The sequence below is a fragment of the Micromonospora kangleipakensis genome (genome assembly GCF_004217615.1).
GTDB lineage: Bacteria > Actinomycetota > Actinomycetes > Mycobacteriales > Micromonosporaceae > Micromonospora > Micromonospora kangleipakensis.
The window spans coordinates 2,310,715-2,331,814 of the sequence record NZ_SHLD01000001.1 but is presented as its reverse complement, the minus strand read 5'-3'; the positions used below and the strand labels follow the sequence as shown (position 1 = coordinate 2,331,814).

At 74.3% G+C, this 21,100-nt stretch carries 15 protein-coding genes; 3 read left to right on the top strand and 12 right to left on the bottom strand.

Annotated features, from left to right (window positions below; all coding sequences use genetic code 11):
- Nucleotides 1-13 precede the first annotated feature (13 nt).
- Both EV384_RS11340 and EV384_RS11335 read left to right on the top strand, forming a co-directional pair.
- The gene (locus EV384_RS11340; protein ID WP_130332729.1) at nt 14-1,189 is read left to right on the top strand and encodes a PQQ-dependent sugar dehydrogenase; all 1,176 of its coding nucleotides are present in this window, start codon (nt 14-16) and stop codon (nt 1,187-1,189) included.
- 124 nt (nt 1,190-1,313) lie between these two features.
- Nucleotides 1,314-2,927 carry a metallophosphoesterase gene (locus EV384_RS11335; protein WP_130332727.1) on the top strand — a complete coding sequence of 538 codons (1,614 nt, stop codon included), beginning with the start codon at nt 1,314-1,316 and terminating at the stop codon, nt 2,925-2,927.
- Nucleotides 2,928-2,933: 6 nt separating this feature from the next.
- On the opposite strand, the gene EV384_RS11330 is transcribed toward EV384_RS11335, so the two are convergent.
- The 6 genes from EV384_RS11330 to ligA form a co-directional block, all read right to left on the bottom strand.
- Nucleotides 2,934-5,291, bottom strand: a complete 2,358-nt coding sequence (locus tag EV384_RS11330; RefSeq protein WP_130332725.1) for a transketolase-like TK C-terminal-containing protein — start codon at nt 5,289-5,291, stop codon at nt 2,934-2,936.
- Nucleotides 5,292-5,403: 112 nt separating this feature from the next.
- The gene (gatB, locus tag EV384_RS11325; protein WP_130332723.1) at nt 5,404-6,903 is read right to left on the bottom strand and encodes an Asp-tRNA(Asn)/Glu-tRNA(Gln) amidotransferase subunit GatB; all 1,500 of its coding nucleotides are present in this window, start codon (nt 6,901-6,903) and stop codon (nt 5,404-5,406) included.
- A 13-nt stretch (nt 6,904-6,916) separates the two neighbouring features.
- Entirely contained in the window at nt 6,917-8,392 is a 1,476-nt protein-coding gene (gatA, locus tag EV384_RS11320; protein ID WP_130332721.1) for an Asp-tRNA(Asn)/Glu-tRNA(Gln) amidotransferase subunit GatA, read from the bottom strand.
- Nucleotides 8,389-8,694 carry an Asp-tRNA(Asn)/Glu-tRNA(Gln) amidotransferase subunit GatC gene (gene gatC / locus EV384_RS11315; RefSeq protein WP_130332719.1) on the bottom strand — a complete coding sequence of 102 codons (306 nt, stop codon included), beginning with the start codon at nt 8,692-8,694 and terminating at the stop codon, nt 8,389-8,391. Before gatC ends, gatA begins: the two co-directional genes overlap by 4 nt.
- 148 nt (nt 8,695-8,842) lie before the next feature.
- The gene (locus tag EV384_RS11310; RefSeq protein WP_130332717.1) at nt 8,843-11,383 is read right to left on the bottom strand and encodes a putative bifunctional diguanylate cyclase/phosphodiesterase; all 2,541 of its coding nucleotides are present in this window, start codon (nt 11,381-11,383) and stop codon (nt 8,843-8,845) included.
- A 163-nt stretch (nt 11,384-11,546) separates the two neighbouring features.
- Nucleotides 11,547-13,682 (bottom strand): NAD-dependent DNA ligase LigA, encoded by a 2,136-nt coding sequence (ligA, locus tag EV384_RS11305; RefSeq protein WP_130332715.1) that lies wholly within the window; start codon nt 13,680-13,682, stop codon nt 11,547-11,549.
- Between the two features lie 205 nt (nt 13,683-13,887).
- Here ligA and EV384_RS11300 point away from each other — a divergent pair, with 205 nt between their 5' ends.
- Nucleotides 13,888-14,457: a type II toxin-antitoxin system PemK/MazF family toxin gene (locus tag EV384_RS11300; RefSeq protein WP_130332713.1), complete on the top strand. Its 570-nt coding sequence runs from the start codon at nt 13,888-13,890 to the stop codon at nt 14,455-14,457.
- 119 nt (nt 14,458-14,576) lie between these two features.
- Here EV384_RS11300 and EV384_RS11295 read toward each other — a convergent pair whose 3' ends face one another.
- From EV384_RS11295 to EV384_RS11270, 6 genes are all read right to left on the bottom strand, one after another.
- Nucleotides 14,577-15,599 (bottom strand): ADP-ribosylglycohydrolase family protein, encoded by a 1,023-nt coding sequence (locus tag EV384_RS11295; RefSeq protein ID WP_130332711.1) that lies wholly within the window; start codon nt 15,597-15,599, stop codon nt 14,577-14,579.
- 49 nt (nt 15,600-15,648) lie between these two features.
- A complete protein-coding gene (locus EV384_RS11290; RefSeq protein WP_207232292.1) occupies nt 15,649-16,017 on the bottom strand; it encodes a VOC family protein in 369 nt (122 codons plus the stop codon).
- Nucleotides 16,018-16,053: 36 nt separating this feature from the next.
- On the bottom strand, nt 16,054-17,058 hold the full coding sequence (locus EV384_RS11285; protein WP_130332707.1) for a methionine synthase: 1,005 nt from the start codon (nt 17,056-17,058) through the stop codon (nt 16,054-16,056).
- A gap of 405 nt (nt 17,059-17,463) precedes the next feature.
- Complete coding sequence (gene mnmA, locus EV384_RS11280; RefSeq protein ID WP_130332705.1) at nt 17,464-18,537, bottom strand: tRNA 2-thiouridine(34) synthase MnmA; 1,074 nt, start codon at nt 18,535-18,537, stop codon at nt 17,464-17,466.
- A 37-nt stretch (nt 18,538-18,574) separates the two neighbouring features.
- Nucleotides 18,575-19,750 (bottom strand): cysteine desulfurase family protein, encoded by a 1,176-nt coding sequence (locus tag EV384_RS11275; protein ID WP_130332703.1) that lies wholly within the window; start codon nt 19,748-19,750, stop codon nt 18,575-18,577.
- 381 nt (nt 19,751-20,131) lie between these two features.
- Entirely contained in the window at nt 20,132-21,091 is a 960-nt protein-coding gene (locus EV384_RS11270; protein ID WP_130332701.1) for an electron transfer flavoprotein subunit alpha/FixB family protein, read from the bottom strand.
- Nucleotides 21,092-21,100 lie beyond the last annotated feature (9 nt).

Here is a 21,100-nt window from a genome sequence, read left to right as displayed (position 1 = left end):
TAGGCTGGGCCGGGTGAGCGCCCCTCCCCCGTACCCCCGCATCGGCCGCCTCCGGGCGGCGCTCGCGGCGTCCTGCGCGGCGCTGCTGCTGGGCACCGCCGGCTGCGCCTTCGGCGAGCCCGGGCCCGACCCGGCCGGCGAGCCGCCGAACCTCCCCACACCGTCGGCGACGGCCAGCGCGGGCGGCGCCGGCCAGCAGGTGGTGGCCACGGTGCTGGCCAAGGGGCTGCGGGTGCCGTGGGCCATCGCCTTCCTGCCCGACGGCGCCGCGCTGGTCACCGAGCGGGACAGCGGACGGATCCTCCAGGTGGGCCCCGGCTCCGGGCCGGAGGGGCTGACCGTCACCGTCGTGCAGACCGTGCCGGACGTGGCGGCCGGCGGGGAGGGCGGGCTGCTGGGCATCGCCGTCTCCCCGTCCTACGCCAGGGACCGCACGGTCTTCGTCTATTACACGACCACACAGGACAACCGGATCGCCCGGATGCCGCTCGGCGGGCGGCCCACCCCGATCCTCACCGGCATCCCGGCCGCCGGGAACCACAACGGCGGCGGGCTCGCCTTCGGCCCGGACGGCAGCCTGTACGCCAGCACCGGTGACGCCGGCCGGCAGGCGAACGCTCAGGACCGCAAGAGCCTCGGCGGCAAGATCCTCCGGATCAACCCGGACGGGAAGCCGGCGGCCGGCAACCCCTTCCCCGGCTCGCCGGTCTGGTCGCTGGGGCACCGCAACGTCCAGGGCTTCGCCTGGGACGCGGCGAAGCGGATGTACGCCGTCGAGTTCGGCCAGAACACCTGGGACGAGATCAACCAGATCACCCGGGGCGGCAACTACGGCTGGCCGCAGGTCGAGGGGCGGGCCGGCGACAAGCGGTACGCCGACCCGATCGTGCAGTGGCGCACCTCCGAGGCCTCCTGCTCCGGACTCGCCGCGGCCGAGCGGCTGCTGGTCACCGCGTGTCTGCGCGGCGAGCGGCTCTGGCTGGTCGAGCTGACCGACAAGGGCACCGTGCTCGGCCAGCCCCGCGAGCTGCTGACCGGGAAGTACGGTCGGCTCCGGGCCGTGGCCAGCGCCCCGGACGGATCGCTCTGGGTCACCACCTCCAACCGGGACGGGCGGGGCCAGCCGGCGCCGGAGGACGACCGCATCCTGCGGCTGGTCTTCGCTGGCGGCGGGGCCGGGCGCAGCTGACCGACCCGCCGTAGCCGGCCGGCTCCGCCCGGGGCGGAGCCGACACGCGGGTCGGGCAGGTGAGGACGCGCCGGCTTCTATCGGGTTTGCCAAGATCCCTCGACGGGCAGGTCAGAATTTCAGCATGGACGGCCAGGAGAACGAGCAGCGCGACACCGGGGGCGAGGGCACCCCGGCGACCGGACGGGCCCGACGCTGGGCGAGCTGGCCGCGGCGTGCCGCCCGGTCGTGGCGGAGCGGCTGGCTGCGGCGGGTCGGCGTGGCGCTGGCCATCCTGGCGGTCGCCCTGGGTGGGGTGGTCGCCGGCACGTACGCCGGCGGGCACGTCGGCACCGACATCGGGCCGTTCCGGGCGGAGCTCGACCTGAGCCCGTCGCTCCACGGTGGCACCACCGTCGACGTCCCGCCGCTGGGCGCGCTGCTGCTGAACAGCCACGACGGGCCGACCTACCTCACGGTGCGGCTGGGCGCGCTGGACCAGCGGCGGACCCAGGCGCTGATCGACGACCCGGCGAGCATCAGCCGGGCCAGCCAGTCCGCCGTCGCCGACGTCCGCGCCGGGGTGATGCGCCTGGGTTTGAAGACGCTGGGCGCGACTCTGCTGGCCACCCTGCTGCTGGCGGGGCTGGTCTTCCGCGACACCCGGCGGACGGCCTGGGCCGGTGGGCTGGCCCTGATGATCACGGCCGGCAGCCTTGGGCTGGCCGCGGTGACCATGCGCCCGCAGGCGATCGAGGAGCCCCGGTACGAGGGACTGCTGGTCAACGCCCCGGCGATCGTCGGTGACGCGCGCCGGATCGCCAACGACTACACGAAGTACGCCGAGCAGCTCCAGCGGCTGGTGGGCAACGTCAGCCAGCTCTACACCACCGTCTCGGCGCTGCCCGTCTACGAGCCGGCGCCCGGCACCACGAGGGTGCTGCACGTCTCGGACATGCACCTCAACCCGACGGGGTGGCAGCTGATCCGGACGGTGGTGGAGCAGTTCGGCATCGACGTGGTGATCGACACGGGCGACATCACCGACTGGGGCAGCGAGCCGGAGGCGTCCTTCGTCGGCTCGATCGCTCTGCTCAAGAAGCCGTACGTCTACATCCGCGGCAACCACGACTCGGCGAGGACGGCCGCGGCGGTGGCTCAGCAACCGAACGCGATCGTGTTGGACAACTCGACGACCACGGTGGCCGGGCTGACCGTGGCCGGGATCGGCGACCCCCGGTTCACCCCGGACAAGAACACCTCACCGGCGGGCAGCGGCCTGACGAAGCAGGTGGCCGACCAGGTGATCGGCGCCGGCGAGAAGCTCGCCACCACCGTCACCGGCTCGCCGCGCCCGGTGAACATCGCGCTGGTGCACGACCCCGCCTCGGCCGGACCGCTCTCCGGCACCTGCCCGCTGGTGCTTGCCGGGCACACCCACGCCCGGCAGGTGTCCAAGCTGCCGCAGGTGCCGGGGAAGCAGCCGACGCAGCTGTTCGTGGAGGGCTCCACCGGTGGCGCCGGGCTGCGCGGCCTGGAGGGCGAGAAGCCCACCCCGCTGTCGATGTCGGTGCTCTACTTCGACCAGCAGAAGATGCTTCAGGCGTACGACGACATCACCGTGGGCGGGACCGGCCAGGCGCAGGTCAACCTGGAGCGGCACGTGATCAAGGATCCGGCGCAGGGCGCGGAGGTGCCGGTCACCCCCACACCGACCCGCGGCGGGCCCGAGCCGGCCAGCCCGAGCCCGACCCGCTGACGCGGCTCAGCGCAGCGACAGGGCGGCCAGGGCGGCGTTGACGATGCTGCCGGGCAGCAGGTCGTGCAGCTCGTACAGCTCCTGCACGCTGCCGGACTGGCCGAACTCGTCCACCCCGAGCGGCACCGCCGGGGCGCCGAGCGCCGAACCGAGCCAGGCCATCGCGTGCGAGGCGGCGTCGTGCACGGTGACCACCGGCACCCGGTCCGCGAAGGCCGACCGCAGCGCGCCCGGCACGCTCGGCACGGTCGCCGTCCGGACGCCCTGCCGCAGGGTCCGCTGCCAGGCCCGGTAGAGCCGGTCCAGCGAGGTGACGTCCACGACGTGCGCGGCCACCCCCTCCTCCGCCAGCTCCGCGGCGGCCGCGAGGACCTCCGGCAGCACCGCGCCGGAGGCGGCGAGCTGCACCACCGGGGCGTCCGCCAGCTGCGGGTACGCCTGGTGCGCGTCCACCAGCCGGTACGCCCCGGCGACCACCTGCCGGCGCAGCACCGCGTCGCCGATCCGGGCCCGCGCCGCCTCGAACGGCGCCTGGTCGATCGGGCGGGTGCTGAGCCGGAAGTAGTACGCCCCGTCCTCCGCCGGCGCGGCGGTGGCGGCCGGCGCCGCGCCCCCGGCGATCTGGCCCAGCGCGTCGCAGAGCAGCCAGTCCAGGCTGCCCGCGTACGCGGGCTCGAGGAAGGTCACCCCGGGCAGCTCCAGGCCGACCGAGGCGGTGATGGTGGACTGGTGGGCGCCGCCCTCCGGGGCCAGGGTGATGCCGGACGGGGTGCCCGCCACCACGAACCGGGAGCCGGAGTAGGTGCCGTAGAGGAATGCGTCCAGGCCGCGCAGCACGAACGGGTCGTAGACCGTGCCGACCGGCAGCAGCGGCTGCCCCGACAGGTCCCAGGAGAGGCCGAGCTGACCCAGCAGCAGGAACAGGTTCATCTCCGAGATGCCCAGCTCGATGTGCTGGCCCGACGGGCTCTCCGTCCAGCGCAGCATCCGGTCCTCGGTCCAGGAGCGCTGCTCGGTGGGGGCGAAGACACCGGTCTTGTTGATGAACCCGGCGAGGTTGGTGGAGGTGGCCACGTCCGGCGCGGTGGTCACCAGGTAGGGCGCCACGGCGGGATCCCGGGCCAGGTCGACCAGCACCCGGCCGAAGACCTCCTGGGTGGAGACCGGCTTGTTCGCGCGTACCTTCGTGGTCTCCGGGACGGTGACCCCCAGCGCCCGCTCGCGGGGCGCGCGGGCCAGCGCCTCCCGACGCTCGCCGGCCCGGATGCCGGCCGGGGACGCCGGGTCGAGGCGGTCCCACTCGGTCTCCGGCGTGAGGCCCTGCGCGGCGCGCAGCACGTCGACCTGGTCGGTGGTCAGCAGCGCCGAGTGGTTGCGCGGGTTGCCGGCGATCGGCAGCCCCCAGCCCTTGACCGTGTACGCGAAGACCACGCTGGGCCGGTCGGTGACCGCGTCGCACTGCGCGTACGCGTCGAGCATCGCCGTCAGGTCGTGGCCGCCCAGGTCGGTGACGAGCGGGCCCAGCTCGTCGTCCGCGACGTCCGCGACGAAGGCGGACACCTCGGCCGGCGCGCCGTCGAGGAACTGCTTGCGCAGCGCCGGCCCGGCCAGCCCGAACAGCGACTGGTACTGCTCGTTCGGCATCCGGTCGATCCAGTCGCGCAGCGCCGCCCCGCCCGGCCGGGCGTACGCCTCGGCGAGCTTGCGGCCGTACTTGACCTCGACCACGTGCCAGCCGGCGGCCTCGAACTGGCCGCGCCACTGGTTGATCCGGATGCCCGGCACGACCCGGTCCAGGGACTGGCGGTTGAAGTCGACCAGCCACATCACGTTGCCCAGGCCGGTGGTGGCCGGGTCGGCCACGGCCTCCCAGATGTTCCCCTCGTCCAGCTCCGCGTCGCCGATCAGCGCCACGAACCGGGAGTGCGGCCGGGCGCCGAAGTGCGCGTCGACGTAGCGGCGGGTGACCGCGGCGAAGAGCGGCGCGGCCGCGCCGAGACCGACCGAGCCGGTGGAGAAGTCCACCTCGTCCGGGTCCTTGGTCCGCGACGGGTACGACTGGAGCCCACCGCGCGCGCGCAGCTTCGGCAGGTACGACCGGTCCAGGTTGCCGAGCAGGTACTGGATGGCGTGGAAGACCGGGGAGGCGTGCGGCTTGACGGCCACCCGGTCCTCGGCGTCCAGGTGGGCGAACCAGAGCGCGGTCATCGCGGTGACCAGCGAGGCGCTGGACGCCTGGTGCCCGCCGACCTTCACCCCGTCGCCGGTGTTCCGGTCGTGGTTGGCGGCGTCCACGATCCGGGTGGCGAGCCAGAGCACCCGGCGCTGGATCTCGTCGAGGACGTCGAGGTCGTGCTGGTTCACGGTGACTCCATCCGGGCGTCGCCGTTGACGCCCTCGCGAGGGGATGCGGGGTGGCCGCGTACTCGAAGAAGGCGGGGAGGCCGCCGCCGGTCGGACGGCCTCCCCGGTGGGCTCAGCCCTGGACGCCGAGGCGCGCCAGGATCAGCTCGCGGACGGTCTTGGCGTCGGCCTGGCCGCGGGTGGTCTTCATGACCGCGCCGACCAGCGCGCCGGCCGCGGCGACCTTGCCGCTGCGGATCTTGTCCGCGACGGTCGGGTTGGCGGCGATCGCCTCGTCCACGGCGGCGGTGAGCGCGCCGGTGTCGGAGACGACCTCGAGGTGGCGGTTGGTCATGATCTCGGTCGGCGAACCCTCGCCGGCGACCACGCCCTCCAGCACCGTCCGAGCCAGCTTGTCGTTGAGCTTGCCGGCGTCGACCAGGCCCTGGAGCTCGGCGACCTGCGCCGGGGTGGCCCCGACGTCGGCCAGCTCGATGCCGGTCTCGTTGGCCCGCCGGGACAGCTCACCCAGCCACCACTTGCGGGCGGCGGCCGGGGTGGCGCCGGCGGCCACGGTCTGCTCGATCAGCTCGACCGCGCCGGCGTTGAGCACCGACTGCATGTCCAGGTCGGAGAGGCCCCACTGCTGCTGGAGCCGGCGGCGGTGCAGCCGGGGCAGCTCCGGCAGGGCGGCCTTCAGCTCGGCCACCCAGGCGGTGTCCGGCGCGAGCGGCACCAGGTCCGGCTCCGGGAAGTACCGGTAGTCGGTGGCGGTCTCCTTGGACCGGCCCGGCGTGGTGTCGCCGGTGTCCTCGTGGAAGTGCCGGGTCTCCTGGGTGATCTTGCCGCCGGCGTCGAGCACCGAGGCCTGCCGCAGCATCTCCGACCGGACCGCCCGCTCGACCGAACGCAGCGAGTTGACGTTCTTGGTCTCGGTGCGGGTGCCCCACTCCTCGCCCGGCAGGTTGAGGGAGGTGTTGACGTCGCAGCGCAGCGAGCCCTCCTCCATCCGGACGTCGGAGACGCCCAGCGTGCGGATCACGTCGCGCAGCTCGGTGACGTACGCCCGGGCCACCTCCGGCGCCAGCGCGCCGGTGCCGGGGACCGGCTTGGTGACGATCTCGACCAGCGGGATGCCGGCCCGGTTGTAGTCGACCAGCGACTCGGTCGCGCCGTGGATGCGGCCGGTGGCGCCACCGACGTGCAGCGTCTTACCGGTGTCCTCCTCCAGGTGCACCCGCTCGATGCCGATCCGGACCAGCTCGCCGTTGACCTCGACGTCCAGGTAGCCGTCGAAGCAGAGCGGCTCGTCGTACTGGCTGATCTGGAAGTCCTTCGGCATGTCCGGATAGAAGTAGTTCTTCCGGGCGAACCGGCACCACTCGGCGATCGAGCAGTTCAGCGCCAGGCCGATCCGGATCGTCGCCTCGATGGCCGCCTTGTTGGCCACCGGCAGCGAACCGGGCAGGCCCAAACAGACCGGGCAGACCCGGGTGTTCGGCTCGCCGCCGAAGTCGGTCGGGCAGCCGCAGAACATCTTGGTGTTCGTGCCCAGCTCGACGTGGGTCTCCAGGCCGATCACCGGTTCGTAGCGCGCGACGACCTCGTCGTACGCGGGCAGTGTCGTCGTCATCTGAGCTCCTGCCTCACAGTGCCGGTGGGGTGAATGTGCCGACCACGGACTCCAGCGCGGCGGCGACCCGGTACATCCGGTCGTCCGCCATCGTCGGGGCCATCACCTGCAGGCCGACCGGCAGGCCGTCGGAGAGGCCGCAGGGCACCGAGATGCCCGGACCGCCGTACAGGTTGGTCGGAATGGTGAACAGATCCGCCAGGTACATCTGGTACGGGTCCGAGGTGCGCGCCCCGATCGGGAACGCCACGAACGGCGTGGTCGGCGAGATCAGCGCGTCGACCTGCTCGAAGGCAGCGGTGAAGTCCCGGGTGATGAGCGTCCGGACCTTCTGCGCCTGGCCGTAGTAGGCGTCGTAGTAGCCCGAGGAGAGCGCGTACGTGCCGAGCATGATCCGCCGCTTGACCTCGGGGCCGAAGCCGGCCTCCCGGGTCAGCGACATGACCTCCTCCAGCGACCGGTTGCCGTCGTCGCCGACCCGCAGGCCGAACCGGACGCCGTCGAAGCGGGCCAGGTTGGAGGAGCACTCGCTCGGCGCGATCAGGTAGTACGCCGACAGCGCGTAGCGGAAGTGCGGGCAGGAGACCTCGACGATCTCGGCGCCCAGCTTCGCCAGGGTGTCGACCGACTCGCGGAACGCGGCCATCACGCCCGGCTCCGCGCCCTCGCCGGTGAGCTCCTTGACGATGCCGAGCTTCACGCCGGTCAGGTCGCCGGTGGCGCCGAGCTTCGCGGCGGCCACCACATCCGGCACCGGGGCCGGGATGGAGGTGGAGTCGCGCGGGTCGTGCCCGCCGATCACCTGGTGCAGCAGCGCGGCGTCCAGCACCGTACGGGCGCACGGGCCGGGGGTGTCCAGCGACGAGGAGAACGCCACCAGGCCGTACCGGGAGGTGCCGCCGTAGGTGGGCTTCGCGCCGACGGTGCCGGTGACCGCGCCGGGCTGGCGGATCGAGCCGCCGGTGTCCGAGCCGATCGCCAACGGCGCCTCGTACGCGGCCAGCGCCGCGGCGCTGCCGCCACCCGAGCCGCCCGGGATCCGGTCCAGGTCCCACGGGTTGTGCGTCGGGCCGTACGCGGAGTATTCGGTGGAGGAGCCCATCGCGAACTCGTCCATGTTGGTCTTGCCGAGCATCACCGTGCCGGCGTCGCGAAGCCGCTGCACGATGGTCGAGTCGTACGGCGGGCGCCAACCCTCCAGGATCTTCGACCCGACGGTGGTGGGCACGCCCTTGGTGGTGAGCACGTCCTTGACCGCGACCGGAACGCCGGCCAGTGGGCCCAGCTCCTCGCCGGCGGCCCGACGCTCGTCCACCCGGCGGGCGGCGGCCAGCGCGCCCTCGCCGTCGACGTGCAGGAAGGCGTGCACTCGTTCGTCCACGGCGGCGATCCGGTCCAGGTGGGCGTGCGTCACCTCGACGGCGGAGGCCTCACCGCTGGCGACGAGACCCGCGATCTCGACGGCGGTCAGCTTGGTCAGGTCGCTCATGAGGCCACATCCTCGTCCAGGATCCGCGGGACGCGGAACCGCTGCTGGTCGGCGTCGGGGGCACCCGACAGCGCCTCCTGCGGGGTCAGGCACGGCGTCACCACGTCCTCGCGGAGGACGTTGGTCAGCGGCACCGAGTGGGAGGTCGGCGGGATGTCCGCCGCGGCGACCTCGCCGACCTGGGCGACCGACTGGAGGATCACGTCGAGCTGACCGGCGAAGGTGTCCAGCTCCTCCTCGGTGACGGCGAGCCGCGACAGTCGCGCCAGGTGCGCGACCTCCTCGCGGGAGATGGCGGCCATCGGTGCCCCCTTCGTGGCTGTCCTGCTGCGTCTGCGTGTGCCGGCCGCGCGGTCGAGGTGGAGATGACGCGCGGTGACCGGAGCGAGTCTATTGTCCTGCGCTCGCGCCGACGCCTCCGACTCCCCCTCCACCCGCCCACCGGGACGGTCAGCGGGTCGGCCGGCGGGGCACCTCCGCGTCCGCCGTCACCGCCGGACGCACCGGCCGGTACCGGGCCAGCCAGGCGGCCAGCTCCTCAGCCGGCATGGGCCGGGCGTGGAACCAGCCCTGCGCCACGTCGCAGCCGGCCGCGTGGAGCAGCCGCCAGGTCCGCTCGTCCTCCACGCCCTCGGCCACCACCCGCAGCCCCAGCGCCCCGGCCAGCTCGATCATCGAGCGGACGATCGCCGCGTCGTCCGGGTCGTCGGCCATTCCGAGCACGAACGACCGGTCGACCTTCACCTCGGACAGCGGCAGCCGGCGCAGGTGCTGCAGCGACGAGTAGCCGGTGCCGAAGTCGTCCAGCGCGATGCCCACCCCGATCCGGTGCAGCTGGGAGATGGTGGCCAGCACCCGCCGGGGGTCGGCCATCAGCGCTCCCTCGGTGATCTCCACCTGCAACCGGTCCGGCCGTACGCCGTAGCGGGCGAGCCGGTCGGCGATCTGGTCGGCGATCTCCCCGGTGTGCAGGTCGCGGACGCTGACGTTCAGCGCGGCGCGCAGCGTGATCCCGGCCGCCGACCACTTGGCCAACTGCTCGACCACGTCGTCCACCACCCGCCGGGTGAGCAGCCGCATCACCGCGCTCTGCTCGGCGACCTGGATCAGCTCCCCCGGATCGACCATGCCGCGACGCGGGTGGCGCCAGCGCAGCAGCGCCTCGACCCCGACCACCTCACCGGTGGCGATGGCGATCTGCGGCTGGTAGTACATGGTGATCTCGCCCGGGTCGCCGGCCGGGTCCTCGTCCCGCCCGGGCACCGCGCGGACCCGGACGGGAGCCGGGGCCTCCGTCGGCGCGGCCGACGCCGGACCGCTGGTCGACGCGGCCGACGCCGGACCGCTGGTCGACGCGGCCGACGCCGGACCGCCGGTCGGTGCCGCCGACGCCGGACCGCCGGTCGACGCGTCGGCCGGCGGTCCCTGGACGGCCGCCTCCGCCGCGGCCGAGCGGGCCGCCCGGCGGCGGATCGGGTCGGCACGGGTGACGATCTCGTTGATCAGCTCGTCGTCGTGCCGGACCTCCGGCCGTTCCCGCCGCCGCCGGAACCGCCACCGCCCCGGCCCGCCGCCGCCGCGCGGCTCACCGTTCGTGCGCCCGCCGACCGCCGGCGGAAGCGCCGCACCGGCCGGGAGCGCGGCGCCGTCGCCGCCGCGCGCCCCGACCGGGTCGGACACCACCGGCCCCGACTCGAGTACGCGGCGCAGGTCGGCCAGGAGGCTCAGCCGCTCGGCCGAGTTGTGGTCGGACTCGGCGGCGTAGACGGCGACGGTGTCGTTGCGGTGCTTGGCGTCGTACATCGCCACGTCGGCGTGGCGCATCAGGGTGGTGAAGTCCTCGCCGTGCTCGGGGAAGACGGCGATGCCGATCGAGCCCCCGACGTCCAGCGGCAGGCCGTCCAGGGAGACCGGCTCGGCGAGCGCGGCGACCACCCGGTCGGCCAGCGCCCGGGCCTCGTCGGTGCCGGTCAGCCCCGGGACCACGATGGCGAACTCGTCACCGCCGAGCCGGGCGACCAGGTCTCCGTCGCGCACCACGTCGGTGAGCCGGGCGCTCACCTCGACCAGCAGCCGGTCCCCCACCGCGTGCCCGAGCGCGTCGTTGACGTGCTTGAACCGGTCCAGGTCGATGAGCAGGAGGGCGAGATGCGCGTCGGGCGTCCCCCGAGCGACCCGCTCGGCGTGCAGGTGCACCTGCTCGGCCACCTCGGCCAGCAGCGCCTTGCGGTTGGGCAGCCCGGTGAGCGGGTCGAGCGCGGCGAGCTGCTCCTGCTCGGTGGAGAGCCGGGCCATCCGGTAGACGGCGAAGAGCGGCACCAGCACCAGCGGGATCAGCGCCGCGCTGGCCCGGGCCGCGGCGACCAGCACCGGGGCGAGCAGCAGCAGCGAACCGGTGGAGAGCAGCTCGTACGCCAGGCCGAGCCGGACACTGGGCCACCAGCGGTCCCCGAAGCGCAGCCGGATCGCGCTGCTGACCAGGCCGTAGTTGACCGCGAACCAGGCGGCGGTGGCGCCGCCGACGGCCGCGACGTCGGTCCAGTGCAGCCGGCCGCCGTCGAAGATGGCGCCCGGGCCGAGCCGGGTGACCCCGTACGCGGCGCCGAGGGCGCAGGCGTACTGGGCGGCGTTGAAGCCGGTACGCCACACGGCGTGCCCCATCCGCCAGCCGGAGACGGCCACCGCCACCGCCTGCACGGCGACCGCCGGGCCCAGCCCCCAGCCGAGCAGGATGGCGAAGGTGAAGCAGGTCGACGGGAAGACCGCCGAGGACTCCCGGCGGCCGGGCGGTACGAAGGGACGGGCGTCGCAGGCGACGGCGAGCGCCGCCATGGTCCAGAACGCCGCCGGCAGGTCGGGCAGCCGGTCGCGCAGCCCGGCCAGCGGCCCGGCCGAGATCAGCACGGCCAGCGCGAAGACCGCGGCGACGAAGCCGAAGAAGGGCGCCAACCGGCCGGGCGGGACGGAGTTTCGCGGATCGGCGGCCGCCATCGCACCTCCCGGGGATCGGCCGTGGCGTGCTCCGCTCACACGCCGTGCACCAATGAAACGCCCTCGGTCCCGGTTTCCCCGCCACGACAGTCACGAATCGGTCGTAGTCGTAATTAAGTTGGTATCCGCCGCCAGGCCCCGCAAGGTCGACCGGCAGCCGTCGTCACTCCTCGGTGCGGGCGACCTCCCGGGCCGCGTCCGGGCCGGCCTCCAGCAGCACCCGGAAGCCCTCCTCGTCGAGGACGGGCAGCTTGAGGCTGGCGGCCTTCTCCGCCTTGGAGCCCGGGTTGTCCCCGACCACCACGAAGCTGGTCTTCTTGGAGACCGAGCCGGTCACCTTGCCGCCCCGGCTCTGGATCGCCTCGGACGCCTGGTCGCGGCTGAACCCGGCGAGGGTGCCGGTCACCACCACCGTCAGCCCCTCCAGCGGGCGAGGCCCCTCGTCCACCGCCTCCTCGGCCATCCGTACGCCCGCCTCGGCCCACGTGCGCACCACCTCGCGGTGCCAGTCGACGGCGAACCACTCCTTGATGCTGGCGGCGATGGTCGGGCCGACACCGTCCACCGAGGACAGCTCCTCCTCGCTGGCCGCCTCGACGGCGTCCATCGAGCGGAAGTGCCGGGCGAGGGCCTGCGCCGCGGTGGGGCCGACGTGCCGGATGGAGAACGCGACCAGCACCCGCCACAGGTCGCGCTCCTTGGCCACGGCGAGGTTGTCCAGCAGCTTGATGGCGTTGCTGCCCAGGCTGCCGTCCTTGTTGACGAAGAACGGCGAGCGGGCGAGCTGGTCGGCGTCGAGCTGGAACAGGTCACCCTCGTTCGTGATGATCTGCGCGTCCAGCAGCGCGGCCGCGCCCTTCTCGCCGAGCACCTCGATGTCGAGCACCTTGCGGCTCGCCAGGTAGTAGATCCGTTCGCGGATCTGGCCCGGACAGGTACGCGCGTTGGGGCAGCGGATGTCGACGTCGCCCTCCTTCGCCGGGGCGAGCGGGGTGCCACAGGCCGGGCAGGCGGTGGGCATGACGAACGGCCGGGCGTCGGCGGGGCGCAGGTCGACCACCGGGCCGAGCACCTCGGGGATGACATCGCCGGCCTTGCGCAGCACCACCGTGTCGCCGATCAGCACCCCCTTGCGCTCGACCTCACGGGCGTTGTGCAGGGTGGCCAGGGCGACCGTGGAGCCGGCCACCCGGACCGGTTCGAGCACGGCGAACGGGGTGACCCGTCCGGTGCGCCCCACGTTGACGTCGATGTCCAGGAGCTTGGTGGTCACCTCCTCGGGCGGGTACTTGAAGGCGATCGCCCAGCGCGGCGCGCGGCTGGTCGAGCCGAGCCGGCCCTGGATGGCGACCGGGTCGACCTTGACCACCACGCCGTCGATCTCATGCTCGACGTCGTGCCGGTGCTTGCCGTAGTAGGCGATGTACTCCGCGACGCCGGCCAGATCGGGCACCACCCGGACCCGGTCGCTGGTCGGCAGCCCCCAGGCCTTCAGCGCCGCGTACGACTCGGACTGCGCCGCCGGCTGGAATCCCCTGCGGGCGCCGATGCCGTGCACCACCAGGCGCAGCGGCCGGGAGGCGGTGATCCGCGGGTCCTTCTGCCGCAGGCTGCCGGCCGCGGCGTTGCGCGGGTTGGCGAACGGGGCTTTGCCCTGCTCGACCAGGCCGGCGTTGAGGTCGGCGAAGGCGGCGATCGGGAAGTAGATCTCGCCCCGGACCTCCAGCAGCTCCGGCACGTCGGGGAAGTCGTCGGAGGGGGTCAGCTTCGCCGGCACGTCCCTGATGCTGCGGACGTTGGCGGTGACGTCCTCGCCGGTGCGCCCGTCGCCCCGGGTGGCGGCCCGGACCAGCCGCCCGCGCTCGTAAGTGAGGTTGATCGCCAGGCCGTCGACCTTCAGCTCGCAGAGGTACGGCACCGGGCCGCCCGCGTCCCGCTCGACCCGCTCGGCCCAGGCGGCCAGCTCCTCGTCGGCGAAGGCGTTGTCCAGCGAGAGCATCCGCTCGGCGTGGGTCACCGGGGTGAACTCGGTGGAGAAGGTGCCCCCGACCCGCTGGGTCGGCGAGTCGGGGGTGCGCAGCGCGGGGAACTCCGCCTCCAGCGCCTCCAGCTCGCGCAGCTGCTTGTCGAACTCCGCGTCGGAGATGGTCGGCGCGTCGAGGACGTAGTAGCGGTACTGGTGCTCGGTGAGCTCCTGGCTCAGGGTGGCGTGCTGCTCTCGCGCCTCCGGGGTCGGCTCGGCGCCCGCCGCCGCCTCCTGCGCGGGGCTGACCTGCTGGGGAACCGCTTCTTCGGACACCCTGCCGCCTTCGGACACCGCTGTCGACCTCCCGTGATCGTGCTTCCCCCGCACGGTAGCGGTCGGGTCGGACAACCGTCCCGCCACCCGCCCTGACCAGGCTCGCCGGCCCCGCCGCGCCGACGGGCGGAGCGGCCGGGAGCGTGCGAGGATCGCCGGGCGGCGGCGCGGTGCGCCCGCCCGAGGGCGAGAGGCAGGGGTACACATGCCGGAGTGGGTGCCGTGGGCGGCCGCGATCGTGCTGGCCGTCGCGGCCGGCTGGCTGTGGAGCGAGTGGCGCCGCCGGGCCGCCGGACGCCCCGCCACCCGGCGGGACGGCGGCCGGAGCGGCACCGGTCCCGGTCGTGGCGGCACCCGGTCCGGCGGGGCTGGCACCCGCCCCGGCGGCGCCGAGCCGTCCCGGGGTGGGACCACCGCCCCGCCCAGGCCGCGCGGGGCGGACGGGCGGCCGGCCACCGCGCCGCGAGCCGGCGAGATCTGGTGGGCCGACGTGCCGTACGCGGACGGCACCGGCTCGAAGGTGCGCCCCTGCCTGGTGCTGCGCGCCGATGACCGGGGCGCCGACGTTCTCAAGATCACCAGTCAGGACAAGTCGGACCGCGACGACCACGTCCGCATCCCGACCCGGAGCTGGGACGCCGACGCCGACCACGACAGCTTCCTCGACGTCAGCGAGCCCATCCGCATCCCCACCACCGCCTTCGAGGACCGCGCCGGCACCTGCGACCAGAGCCTCTGGCGCCAGATCCGCCGCCTCCCCCACCTCACCCCCTGACCCCCATTCCGCCCGGCTGATCATGAAGTTGTCGCCACCGGCGCCGGCGTGTCGGGGCAACAACTTCATGATCGACGGCCCCGATCGGGCGGGGGTCGGGACGGGGGCGGTCGGCGGGGTCAGTCGTGGGGGGCGGTGAGGGTGGTGAGGGTGGTGAGCTGGTCGGCGTACTCGATGCGGGTGGACCAGTCGGCGGGCCAGGCGGCCATGCCGTGGGCCGTGCCGACGAAGGCGCCGGCGAGGGCGGCGATCGAGTCGGAGTCGCCGGCGGTGGTGGCGCCGCGGGCCAGCGCGCCGACGGGGTCGTCGGCGTGCCGGATGGCGCAGAGCAGCGCGGTGGCGAGCGCCTCCTCGGCGATCCAGCCCTCCCCGGTCAGCCGGCACGGGTCACCGCCGTCGTCGGGGCCGGCCAGCGCGGCGTCGAGGCGGGCCAGGGCGCGCAGGCACTCGTCCCAGCCCCGGGCGATGAACTCCGCCGGCGTCCCGACCCCCGGAAGCTGCCACAGGTCGCCGAGCCAGTCGGCGCGATAGACCAGACGCTGCTCGCGGGCCCGCTCGGCGAGCAGGCCGGGCAGCTCGGCCAGCGCGGCGCCGTCGCGCAGCAGCCGCACCGCGTACGCGGTCAGCTCGCTGGCCGCCAGGCCGGTCGGGTGACCGTGGGTCAAGCCGGCCTGGAGCTGGGCCAGCCCGGCGAAAGTGTCCAGGTCGACGTCGAGGAGGCCGACCGGGGTGACCCGCATGTTGGCGCCGCAGCCCTTCGAGTCGGCCACCGTCGCCTCCTGCCAGCGGGTGCCCCGGGACAGCTCGGCGCAGGCCCGCAAGCAGGTCATGCCGGGCGCGCGATTATTGTCGGGGCTGGCCGCCCAGTCGAGGAAGCGCTGCCGCAGCAGCGGCTCCACCGCCTCCGGGGTGAAGGCGGGCGCGTCGTGCAGCGCCCAGGCGACGGCGAGCGCCATCTGGGTGTCGTCGGTGACCAGCGCCGGGGCCCCGGCCAGCTCCCGGGGACCGGCCGGGCCGTACCGGCGGACGATCTCGGCGACGGTGAGGAACTCCGTGGGCTTGCCCAGGGCGTCACCGTAGGCCAGACCGAAGAGCGAGCCGGAGGCCCGGCGGAGCGAGGTGTCGATCACGGTGGCGATCATGCACCGTGCCGGCAACCCCCGCCACCGCCGGCCGTGCGGCCCGTGCCGGTCAGTCCCAGCAGAGGCAGAACGGGTGCCCGGCCGGGTCGGCGTAGACCCGGAAGCCCTCCCCCTCGCCCGGCAGTCGCCGGGCGCCCAGGGCCAGCGCCGCCTTCTCGGCGGTCTCGATGTCGTCGACGGTGACGTCGAGGTGGAACTGCTGGGGCCGCTCCGGGTCGGGCCAGGCCGGCGCGCGCAGGCCGGGTGCCCGCTGGAAGGCGAGCCGCGGCAGGTGGCCGGGCGGACCGCCGAGCACCACCCAGTCGTCACCGTCGGAGTTGTCCTCGATCACCGGCAGGCCGAGCAGCTCGGCGTAGAAGCCGGCCAGGGCCCGCGGGTCGGGGCAGTCGATCACCACAGAACGCAGCTGTCCAATCATGCCGGTCATCCTGCCCCGCAGGTACGACGGAAAACCTCACTCCTCGTACAGCCGGCGGCCGGCGTCCCGGCAGGCGGTGAGGACCGCGCGGGCGTACCCCGGGGTGGCCCCGGCGAGGCCGCAGGCCGGGGTGACCACCACCTGCTCGGCGAGCTGGCGGCGGGGGAAGCCGAGGCGGTCCCAGAGCTGGCGTACCCGGTCGGCGACCTGGGCCGAGGTCGGCGCGCGACCGGCGGGCGGCGGCGACGTGGGCGCGGCGCCGGCCAGCAGCCCGAGCCCCGCGTCGATCGCCTCGCCGAGCGGGTCGAGGTCGGTGACCAGGCCCAGGTCCAGCGCCACCCCGACCGCCCCGGCGGTGCGGATCAGCTCCAGCGGCACGTCCGGGGCGCAGCAGTGCACCACCAGCGGCACCCCGGCCGCCTCGACGATCGTGCGCAGCAGCGTGCGGGCGACCTCGGACTCCACGGGCCGGTGGGCGCCGAAGCCGCTCTCGGTGGGCACCCGGCCGGCCAGCACCGCCGGCAGGGACGGCTCGTCGAGCTGGAGCAGCACCGACGCGCGGGGCAGCCGCCGGCGCACCGCCTCGACGTGCCCGCGCAGCCCCTCGGCGAGCGAGCCGGTCAGGTCGCGCACCGCGCCCGGGTCGCGCAGCAGCTTGCCACCGATCGGCAGCTCCAGCGCGGCGGCCAGGGTGAACGGGCCGGCGGCCTGCACCTTGACCGGCCCGGCGTACTGCTCGGCCTGCTCGGCGAGCTGGTCCAGGTCGCGTTCCATCAGGTCACGGGCGCGGCGCAGGTCCCGTCCCGGGCGTAGGGCGATCCGCCAGCGAGCCGCGTACAGCTCGACCGGCAGCTCGACCAGCAGGCCGCCGGTGCGGCCGATCAGGTCGGCGCCCGGCCCCCGGGCGGGCAGCTCGGGCAGGTGCGGGAAGGCGGGCAGCTCACCGAACACGATCCGCTGCGCCTCGGCGATGTCGGTGCCGGGCAGCGAGCCGATGCCGGTCGCCGCCCCGGCGGGCCAGGGCCATGCGTGATCAGTCACGCGCGAAGACTATCCGCTGCGCCCGGCACCGCCCGCCGGGACGGCGCTCCCCGCCGGGTGAAGGCCCCGGTCGGGGGACGATCCCCGGTGACCGCGCGGCCGCCGCCCGTTCCCGAAGCGGCGCCGGACGGCTCACGACCGCGGTGGGCACCTGCCGTCGATGCCGACGGCCGGCGGTATCGCCACGCCACGCTACGAGGCTGATGACGTGAATGGATCGGCCGTCCTCGACCATTCGGCGGAGAGCCTGTCGCCGCGGGTCGCCCCCCGGAGTCCGATTCATCTACGACATCAGCTTCGTAGGGTGGTGCGGGGATGTCCCCCGCCGGGCGGCGAGCGCCCGTCCGCGGGCCGCCGGTCGGTCTGGTGCAGGCCGTCGTCCGACCACTGCCGGCCCGGGGGCGGTCAGCCGGTGATGGTGGCCGAGCCCAGCACCACGTCCCCGGCCGGGTCCGGCCGGTACGCCACGATGGCCTGGCCGGCGGCGACCCCGCGGACCGGGCGGCGCAGCTCGGCGGCGAGCCCGTCGGCGGAGAGCTCGACGGTGGCGGGTACCACGTCGCCGTGCGCCCGCAGCTGCACCTCGCACCCGACCGGCGCGGTCGGCCGCTCGCCACCCGTCCAGACCGGCCGGGCCGCCCGAACCTGGGAGACCTCCAGCGCCTCGGCCGGGCCGACGGTCACCGTGTTGGTCTTCGGCGTGATGGAGAGCACGTAGCGGGGCCGGCCGTCCGGGGCCGGCCGGTCCAGGTGCAGCCCGCGCCGCTGGCCGACGGTGTAGGCGTACGCGCCGGTGTGGCTGCCGACCACCGCGCCGCTGACCGCGTCGACCACGTCGCCGGGCGACTCGCCGAGCCGCTGGGCGAGGAAGCCGCGGGTGTCGCCGTCGGCGATGAAGCAGATGTCGTGCGAGTCGGGCTTGTCGGCCACCGCGAGGCCGCGCCGGGCGGCCTCGGCGCGGACCTCGGCCTTGGTGGAGTCTCCGAGCGGGAAGATCGACCGGTCCAGCTGCGCGCGGGTCAGCACCGCGAGGACGTACGACTGGTCCTTGGCCAGGTCGACGCTGCGCCGCAGCAGGCCGTCGGGGCCGAGCCGGGCATGGTGGCCGGTGACCACCGCGTCGAAGCCCAGGGCCACGGCCCGGTCCAGCACCGCGGCAAACTTGATCTTCTCGTTGCAGCGCAGGCAGGGATTCGGGGTACGACCGGCCGCGTACTCGGCGACGAAGTCGTCCACCACGTCCTCGTGGAAGCGGTCCGCCATGTCCCAGACGTAGAACGGGATGCCGATGACGTCGGCGGCCCGGCGGGCGTCCCGGGAGTCCTCCAGGGTGCAGCAGCCGCGGGCGCCGGTGCGGTAGGTCTGCGGGTTACGGGCCAGCGCCAGGTGCACGCCGGTCACGTCGTGCCCGGCCTCCACCGCGCGCGCCGCCGCCACGGCGGAGTCCACCCCGCCCGACATCGCCGCCAGAACCCTCACCAGCCCACTCCCCTCATCCCACCGAGCGTAGCCGGGGTCAGCGGGGGGTGCGGAGGGCGGCGGCGCGGCGGGCCCGGTCCACCGCCGCCGGGAGGGCGGCGATGAGGGCGTCGACGTCGGCGCGGGTGCTGGTGTGGCCGAGGGTGAAGCGCAGCGAGGAGCGGGCCCGGTCGTCGTCGGCGCCCATCGCCAGCAGCACGTGCGACGGCTGGGCCACCCCGGCCGAGCAGGCCGAACCGGTCGAACAGGCGATGCCCTGGGCGTCGAGGAGCAGCAGCAGCGCGTCACCCTCGCAGCCGGGGAAGGAGAAGTGCGCGTTGCCGGGGAGGCGGTCGACCGGGTCGCCGTTGAAGATCACCTCGGGCACCGCCCGCCGGACCCGCTCGACCAGCTCGTCGCGGAGCGCGGCCACCCGGGCGGCGTACTCCTGCTGGCCCTTCACCGCGGCCTCCACGGCCACGGCGAAGGCCACGATGCCGGCGGTGTCGAGGGTGCCGGAGCGCACGTCCCGCTCCTGGCCGCCGCCGTGCAGCAGCGGGGTGGCCGCGACGTCCCGGGCCAGCAGCAGCGCACCGACCCCGGCCGGGCCGCCGAGCTTGTGCCCGGTCACGGTCAGCGCGGCCACGCCGCTCGCGGCGAAGTCGACCGGCACCTGGCCGACGGCCTGGATGGCGTCGGTGTGGAACGGCACGCCGTGCTCGGCGGCGACCGCCGCCAGCTCGGCCACCGGCTGCACGGTGCCCACCTCGTTGTTGGCCCACATGGCGGTGACCAGGGCCACCCGGTCACCGTGCGCGGCCAGCTCCGCGCGCAGCCGCTCCGGGCCGAGCCGGCCGACGGCGTCGACCGGCAGCCAGCCCACCTCGGCGCCCTCGTGCCCGGCCAGCCAGTCCACCGCGTCCAGCACCGCGTGGTGTTCGACCGCGCTGGAGATCACCCGGTGCCACTCGGGGCGGGCGGCGCGACGGGCCCAGAAGATGCCCTTCACCGCGAGGTTGTCGCTCTCCGTGCCACCCCCGGTGAAGATCACCTCGGAGGGGCGGGCGCCGAGCGCGGCGGCCACCCGCTCGCGGGACTCCTCCACCCGTCGCCGGGCACGCCGGCCCGCCGCGTGCAGCGAAGACGCGTTGCCGACCTCGCGGGCGGTGGCGACGTACGCCTCGAGTGCCTCGTCGAGCATCGGGGTGGTCGCCGCGTGATCCAGGTAAGCCATCACCGTTCAGCCTAACGGCCGAGACCCGGCCCGCCGGATGCCGGAGTGCCGCTCGGCGTCCGGGGGCGGCCGCCACCGCGGTCGAGGTGCTCGACAACCAACTCCACCTGCACGTCGCGAATCTCCCGAGGGTTCCGGGGTACTACGAGTCTGGCTGATCGATCCCAGGACGATGCAGATGTTCTCGATCGGTACGCTGAGCAGAACAAGCCCGCCCACTCCGGCGACAGTTTGCTGAGGGGCAGCCTGACGGGCTGATCGGCGGGCCGGCTCAGCTCCCCGGCCCGCCGATCAGCTCCCTTCCACCGCACGGAAGGGCCGCAACACGGAAAGAGCCGCCGCCCGGAAACCCGGGCGGCGGCTCTTTCGTGACCGAGTCGGTCACTTGCGCTTGCGGATCTCCTCGGCGGCCTGCGGGACGACCTTGAACAGGTCGCCGACCACGCCGAAGTCGGCGAGCTCGAAGATCGGGGCCTCGCCGTCCTTGTTCACGGCGACGATGGTCTTCGAGGTCTGCATGCCGGCCCGGTGCTGGATCGCGCCGGAGATGCCCAGCGCGACGTAGAGCTGCGGGGAGACGGTCTTGCCGGTCTGGCCGACCTGGAACTGGTGCGGGTAGTAGCCGGAGTCGACCGCCGCGCGGGACGCGCCGACGGCGCCGCCGAGCAGGTCGGCGAGCTCCTCGACCAGCTTGAAGTTGTCGGCGTTGCCGACACCGCGACCGCCGGAGACGACGACCGACGCCTCGGTCAGCTCGGGGCGGGTGCCCTTCTGCTCGGCGACCCGGTCGACGACCTTGGCCAGCTTGTCGGCGTCGGTGACGGCGACGGTGAGCTGCTCCACCGCCGGGGTTGCGGCGGCCGGGGTCGGGTTGACCGAGTTCGGCCGGACGGTGACCAGCGGCAGGCCCTTGGTGACCTTCGACTTGACGATGGTGGAGCCGGCGAAGGCGACCTGGGTCGCGGTGCCGTCGGCGTCGAGGCCGACCACGTCGGTCAGGATGCCGTTGTCCAGCTTGACGGCGAGCCGGGCGGCGATCTCCTTGCCCTCCTGGGCGGAGGCGAGCAGCACGGCGGCCGGCTGTACCCGCTTGACCAGTTCGGCCAGCACGGTGGCCTTCGGGGCCACCAGGTAGCCGTCGATCTCCTCGCCCTCGGCGGCGTAGATCTTCTCCGCGCCGTACTCGCCCAGCTTGGCGCTCAGCGCCTCGGCGGCGCCGGTGCCACCGAGCACCACCGCGCTGGGGGTGCCCAGCTCGCGGGCGAGGGTGAGCATCTCCAGGGTGACCTTCTTGGCGCCGAATTCCTTGGTGGCTTCGACGACGACGAGAACCTCAGCCATGTCCAGACC

Excerpts from the sequence above, each read along its gene's own strand:
- EV384_RS11335 (WP_130332727.1), top strand. The coding sequence starts at position 1,314 with ATGGACGGCCAGGAGAACGAGCAGCGCGACACCGGGGGCGAGGGCACC.
- gatB (WP_130332723.1), bottom strand. The coding sequence starts at position 6,903 with ATGACGACGACACTGCCCGCGTACGACGAGGTCGTCGCGCGCTACGAA.
- gatA (WP_130332721.1), bottom strand. The coding sequence starts at position 8,392 with ATGAGCGACCTGACCAAGCTGACCGCCGTCGAGATCGCGGGTCTCGTC.
- gatC (WP_130332719.1), bottom strand. The coding sequence starts at position 8,694 with ATGGCCGCCATCTCCCGCGAGGAGGTCGCGCACCTGGCGCGACTGTCG.
- EV384_RS11310 (WP_130332717.1), bottom strand. The coding sequence starts at position 11,383 with ATGGCGGCCGCCGATCCGCGAAACTCCGTCCCGCCCGGCCGGTTGGCG.
- EV384_RS11300 (WP_130332713.1), top strand. The coding sequence starts at position 13,888 with ATGCCGGAGTGGGTGCCGTGGGCGGCCGCGATCGTGCTGGCCGTCGCG.
- EV384_RS11295 (WP_130332711.1), bottom strand. The coding sequence starts at position 15,599 with ATGATCGCCACCGTGATCGACACCTCGCTCCGCCGGGCCTCCGGCTCG.
- EV384_RS11290 (WP_207232292.1), bottom strand. The coding sequence starts at position 16,017 with ATGATTGGACAGCTGCGTTCTGTGGTGATCGACTGCCCCGACCCGCGG.
- EV384_RS11275 (WP_130332703.1), bottom strand. The coding sequence starts at position 19,750 with ATGGCTTACCTGGATCACGCGGCGACCACCCCGATGCTCGACGAGGCA.
- EV384_RS11270 (WP_130332701.1), bottom strand. The coding sequence starts at position 21,091 with ATGGCTGAGGTTCTCGTCGTCGTCGAAGCCACCAAGGAATTCGGCGCC.